At 67.4% G+C, this 5,570-nt stretch carries 4 protein-coding genes; 2 read left to right on the top strand and 2 right to left on the bottom strand.

What is annotated here, in order from left to right; genetic code table 11:
* Positions 1 to 131: 131 nt before the first annotated feature.
* Positions 132 to 983 (bottom strand): hypothetical protein, encoded by an 852-nt coding sequence (locus ACXJL8_RS32360; protein WP_456686248.1) that lies wholly within the window; start codon positions 981 to 983, stop codon positions 132 to 134.
* Between ACXJL8_RS32360 and ACXJL8_RS32355 the strand changes: the two genes are divergently transcribed.
* Positions 945 to 3,323, top strand: coding sequence for an Rne/Rng family ribonuclease (locus ACXJL8_RS32355; RefSeq protein WP_456686247.1), 2,379 nt, complete (start codon positions 945 to 947; stop codon positions 3,321 to 3,323). The two genes, ACXJL8_RS32360 and ACXJL8_RS32355, sit on opposite strands and share 39 nt — an antisense overlap.
* Before the next feature lie 63 nt (positions 3,324 to 3,386).
* Here the strand turns inward: ACXJL8_RS32355 and ACXJL8_RS32350 are convergent, their stop codons facing one another.
* A complete protein-coding gene (locus ACXJL8_RS32350) occupies positions 3,387 to 4,067 on the bottom strand; it encodes a helix-turn-helix domain-containing protein (RefSeq protein WP_456621190.1) in 681 nt (226 codons plus the stop codon).
* A gap of 210 nt (positions 4,068 to 4,277) precedes the next feature.
* Between ACXJL8_RS32350 and ACXJL8_RS32345 the strand changes: the two genes are divergently transcribed.
* A partial coding sequence (locus ACXJL8_RS32345) for an amidase (protein WP_456686246.1) occupies positions 4,278 to 5,570 on the top strand: 1,293 nt, incomplete at its 3' end.

The following is a 5,570-nucleotide window of genomic DNA, read 5'->3' as shown; positions in this document are numbered from 1 at the left end:
GATGCGCCAGACTGTGCCGACGAATTCTGAAGGATCATTCGCGACGCTGCGGAGTGAAACTCCCGCGCGCCGCCTTGGTCCTCCGGCTTCCGGTTCGGCAAGGCGCGAGAGACGGTGTTTCGGCCTTCCCCTCACCCCCGAATCAGGTGGACCGTCGCGTCACCCGGCAGCGCACATCGCGCCCACGGTGAATCGCGCCCGCCGCCGCCAAGAGTTAAGACATGCCCAACAAGATGTTGATCGATGCCACCCACCCGGAAGAGACCCGGGTCGTCGTGGTCCGCGGCAATCGCGTCGAAGAGTTTGATTTCGAGACTGCGCAACGCAAGCAACTGCGCGGGAATATCTACCTCGCCAAGGTCACCCGGGTGGAGCCTTCGCTCCAGGCCGCCTTCGTCGAATACGGCGGCAACCGCCACGGCTTTCTCGCCTTCAGCGAAATCCATCCCGATTACTACCAGATCCCGGTCGCCGACCGGCAGGCGCTGATCGAGGCCGAAGAACAGGCCCATCGCGAAGCTGAGGAAGAGAGCGAGAACCGCTCTCACGGCCGCCGCCGCTCGCGCCACCGCAATGCCCGCCGCCGCGGTCATGGCGAACGCGTCCGCAGCGATATCGTCGAAGGCGCCGATCCCGCCGCCCAGATGGCCAATGGCGAGGCCCGGCCCGAGCACGCCGAGGGCGCACCGCATGAGGGCGAGCATCTGCACGCCGATGCCGAGCATCACGGCGAGCACGAAGCCCATCATCACGACCATGATCACGACGATCACGGGCACGACGAGCATGGGCACGACGATCATCATCACGCCCATGATGACGATCACGATCACGATCATGATCACCATGGCCATGACGGCGGGCACGACCATCACGACCATGATCACGCCGGCGAGACGCCYGCGCCTGTCGCAGCCGTTGGTGCCGAACCCGCGACCGAGGCCGTGACCTGGCCGCAGGAGGCCGCCGCCGCCGAAGCGCACGCTGAAGCTCTCGCCGAAGCCGTGACGGCCGCCGCTGAACCGGCCGATGCCGTCTACGCTGCCGGCGAAAGCTCTGAGGCTCCGCATCACGAATCCGAAGCGAGGGCCGAGGACGAGGACGACGACGAGGATGAAGACGGCGAGGAAGCCGAAGAGGAAGTCGTCGAATCCGTCGGCGGCGACGACGTGATGGAGGAGGTGCCGGAGCGCACCTTCCGTCCGCGCCGCCAGTACAAGATCCAGGAAGTCATCAAGCGCCGCCAAGTGATGCTGGTGCAGGTCGTCAAGGAAGAGCGCGGCAACAAGGGCGCGGCGCTGACGACCTATCTCTCGCTCGCCGGCCGTTACGCCGTGTTGATGCCGAACACCGCGCGCGGCGGCGGCATCAGCCGCAAGATCACCAGCGCGCAGGACCGTTCGCGCCTGAAGGAAGTGGTGCAGGATCTCGACGTGCCCGAGGGCATGGGCATCATCCTGCGCACCGCCGGTGCCGCCCGCACCAAGCCCGAGATCAAGCGCGACTTCGAATATCTGATCCGGATGTGGGAGACGGTGCGCGACCTCACGCTGAAGTCGCAGGCCCCGACCCTGGTCTATGAAGAAGGCTCGCTGATCAAGCGCTCGCTGCGCGACCTCTACAACAAGGAGATCGACGAGATCTCGGTCGCCGGTGAATCCGGCTACCGCGAAGCACGCGATTTCATGAAGATGCTGATGCCCGCCAATGTGAGCGCGGTGAAGCAGTATCGCGACGGCCAGCCGCTGTTCTCGCGGATGGGGGTCGAAAGCCAGYTCGATGCGATGTTCTCGCCGACCGTGCAGTTGCGTTCCGGCGGCTACATCGTGATCAACCAGACCGAGGCGCTGGTCTCGATCGACGTCAACTCCGGCCGCTCGACCCGCGAGCACCACATCGAGGACACCGCGCTCAAGACCAATCTGGAAGCGGCCGAAGAGGTCGCCCGCCAGCTCCGTCTGCGCGACCTCGCCGGCCTGATCGTCATCGACTTCATCGACATGGACGAGAAGCGCAACAACCGCGCGGTCGAGCGAAAGCTGTCCGACTGCCTGAGGCAGGACCGCGCCCGTATCCAGGTCGGCCGCATCTCGCATTTCGGCCTCTTGGAAATGTCGCGCCAGCGCATCCGCGCCAGCGTGCTGGAATCCTCGACCGATCCCTGCCCGCATTGCGGCGGCACCGGCCATGTGCGCTCGGTGTCCTCGGTTGCGCTCCAGCTGCTGCGCGGCCTGGAAGAGATCCTGATGAAGGGCGCGACCCACAACCTCGTGGTCCGCACCCGCACCGACGTCGCGCTCTATGTGCTGAACCACAAGCGCGGTCATCTGCGCGACCTCGAAAACGGCTTCAAGGTCACGTTGGCTGTCATCGCCGACCCCAGCGTCAGCGGACCGCAGGCCTATCTCATCGACCGCGGCGAGCAGGTGCATACGCTCGAGGCCGCCAAGGCGTTGCTCGCGGCGCAGGCCGCGGCAAGCCCGCCACCCGCGGTTGAAGAGGCCTATGACGACGAGGAGTTCGATTCCGAACTCGAATCCGAGATCGAGACCGAGGAGACCGAAGGTCTCGCCGAGGAACAGACCGCTGGCGAAGCAACGCCCGAGCAGGACGGTCAGCGCCGCAAGCGACGTCGGCGTCGGCGCGGCCGCGGCGGCCAGCGCGACGGCGAGTTGCGCGAGGATGGCGCGCCCATGCTTGCGGAGGCGGCCGTGGCGGCCGGCGAAGGCGACGAGGATGCCGAGTCCGAGCAGGACGGCGAGGAAGGCGAGGACCAGGCGGGTCAGGCCCGTGGCGAGCAGCAGGGCGGCGGCGAGCGCCGTCGCCGGCGTGGTCGCAGGGGCGGACGCCGTCGGCGCGGTGGTGGCGAGGAAGGTCTCGCCGGCTCCATCGGCGACGAGCTCGGCGGCAATCCGCCGTCGGAGGCGACCGACGCGGTTGCCGATTTCGAYGGATCGAACGGCGAGACTGCGCCCTCGATCGCGCATTCGGAGCACGTCAACGCTGTTGAGCCGCAGGTGACCCAGCCTGAGCCGCGCGCCGAGTTGCAGGCCGAAATTCCGGCCCGGCTCGAGCCTGCTCCCGCGGTCGCCGAGGAAGAGCCCGCATCCGACGACAAGGCGGCCGCGCGCCGCCGCTCCACCGTCCGGGAGAAGGTGAGCTTCCTGTCGAGCAGCCAGCCCGAGCCCGCCGCACCCGTTGCGCAGGCGTCAGAGCCGGTTGCCGCGCCGGCTCCGGAGCCCGCGCCGCAGGAGACAAGCGAAACGCCGGCCGCACCGCGTCGCGCCGGCTGGTGGTCGCGCCGCTTCGGCGGCGGCGAATAAGACGAACAACCAACGCGAACGCCCGGCCTGGCCGGGCGTTTTTCGTTTCAATGAGCGACAACGCTATTGCGGCGGCTCGCCATCACCCGGCGCCGCCACGTCGCGCGAGGCGATCTGGCGGAGCTGATCGTAGAGATCGGGCGCCTCGCTGGTACAGAGACAGACGCCCGTGGCGGACGACGCATCGCCGGCGTTGAGGTAGGCGTGGCCCATGGTGCTGTCGAGATAGATGCCGTCGCCCTCGCCAAGGATCTCCGGCGCGTAGAACTCGGTGTGGACGGCAACGCGTCCGCTCGTCACCAGGAAATACTCCTCGCCGGCATGGCGCAGCAGCGGGCCGAACTCGTCCAGCGAGCGCGCGCGGACCTCGGCCATGATCGGCACCATGCGTTTGCCGATCAGGTCCGTGCATTGATAAGTGTAGGTGTAGAATTTCGTGGTGATCACCTGGCCCTGCCCGGCCCGGCTGATGCTGCGCCGCGCGGTCACCGGCCGCCCCTGCGCAGGCGCCGCGATCGCCGGATTGAACAGCTCGGCGATCTCCATCTTCAGGCCCGAGGTGAGCTGCAACAGCTTGTCGTAGGTCAGCGACATCAGGCCGTTCTCGACCTTCGACAGGGTCGAGAGCGCCATGCCTGTCCGCTCCGCCACCTGCTTGAGCGTCAGGCCGCGCGCCTGGCGGGCAGCCTTGAGGCAGTGGCCGAGCTGGGAATTGGCTCCTTCGGGCGTCGCGATCTCGCTCATGCAGCTTCTCTACCACCCCGTCGGGAAAAAATGTTGGCCGATCCATCTAATCTTTTCGGGTGATTCCGCCCCTAAGAGACCCCGTTTGGTCCTCCGACGGGCAAATCAGCCAGGATTTGTGCACGAAACGGCGCGATTTGACGAATATTGATGCGCCATGCACACTTTCCGATATGCTAAATCGTTTTCACAATTTGAAAGGGATGGGCGTTGTCAGGACTTTGCGATTCCAGTGCCGTTGACCTGCGCCGCCTGCTGGCCGCGCGGGCGATCTCGCCCGTCGAGCTGCTCGACGCCTGCCTGTCCCGCATCGCCACTGTCAATCCAGCCGTCAACGCGGTCGTCACGCTGGACGAGCCGGGCGCGCGCGCTGCGGCGAAGGCGGCCGAGGCCGCCATCCTGCGCGGCGAGGATCGTGGCGCGCTGCACGGGCTCCCCGTTCTGATCAAGGACACGCAGGACACCGCCGGGCTGCGCAGCACTTATGGCAGTCCCCTGTTGCGCGACAACGTACCGGCCGCCGACCAGGCTTCGGTGGCGCGGCTGCGCGCCGCCGGCGCCATCATCTTCGGCAAGACCAACACCCCGGAATGGGCGGCGGGCGGCAACACCCGCAACCCCGTGTTCGGCGCGACCGGCAATCCCTTCGATCCCATGAAGTCGGCGGCCGGCTCCTCGGGCGGCTCTGCGGTGGCGCTGGCCTGCGGCATGGCCCCGCTCGCCTCGGGCTCGGACACCGGCGGGTCCTTGCGCAATCCGGCCGGCTATGCCGGCATCGTCGGCATGCGTCCCTCCTCCGGCCTCGTGGCCAGTGAAAAGCGCGCCTTCGGCTGGTCCAATCTGTCGACCGACGGACCGATGGCGCGCAACGTCGCCGACACGGCTCTGATGCTGTCGGTGATGGCGAGCGACGACGCCCGCGATCCGCTGGCCTATACGCTGCCGGGCGAGCCGTTGCGCGGACGCGCCGAGCGCTGGGCCCCGCCGCATCCCGCGGAGCTTGGCAAGCTGCGCGTCGCCTTCACCGAGGATTTCGGCTTCGCACCGACCGAGCAACTCATCCGCCGCGTGTTCCGCGATCGCATGACGAAGCTCGCACCGCTCGTAGCGGAATGCCGCGAGGCGACGCCGGACTGCACCGGGGCCGACGACGCCTTCGCGGTGCTGCGGGCCGCCTTGTTCATGGCGATGCACGGCAAGAACTACAAGGAGCGTCCCGAGATGCTCGGCCCCAATGTGCGGGCCAATGTCGAGGAAGGCCTGAGCTACACGCTCGAGGACTACGCCCGCGCCGCGACGACGCAGACGCGGATCTATCGCGCATTCCAGACCTTCTTCAGCCAGTGCGACGTGCTGATCAGCCCGACCATTACGCTGAGCCCGCGGCCCTGGTCCGAGCTCTATCCGGCCGAGATCGACGGCGCGCCGACAAAATCCTACTTCCACTGGCTCGCGCTCGCCTATGCCGTCACCCTCGCCGGCCATCCCGCGTTCAGCCTGCCC

The organism is Bradyrhizobium sp. P5_C11_2, from assembly GCF_054049755.1.
Note: the sequence above shows the minus strand (reverse complement) of the source record. Positions and strands in the feature narration are given on the sequence as shown.

Coding starts and splice junctions, on each gene's coding strand:
- ACXJL8_RS32350 (WP_456621190.1), bottom strand. CDS start 4,067: ATGAGCGAGATCGCGACGCCCGAAGGAGCCAATTCCCAGCTCGGCCAC.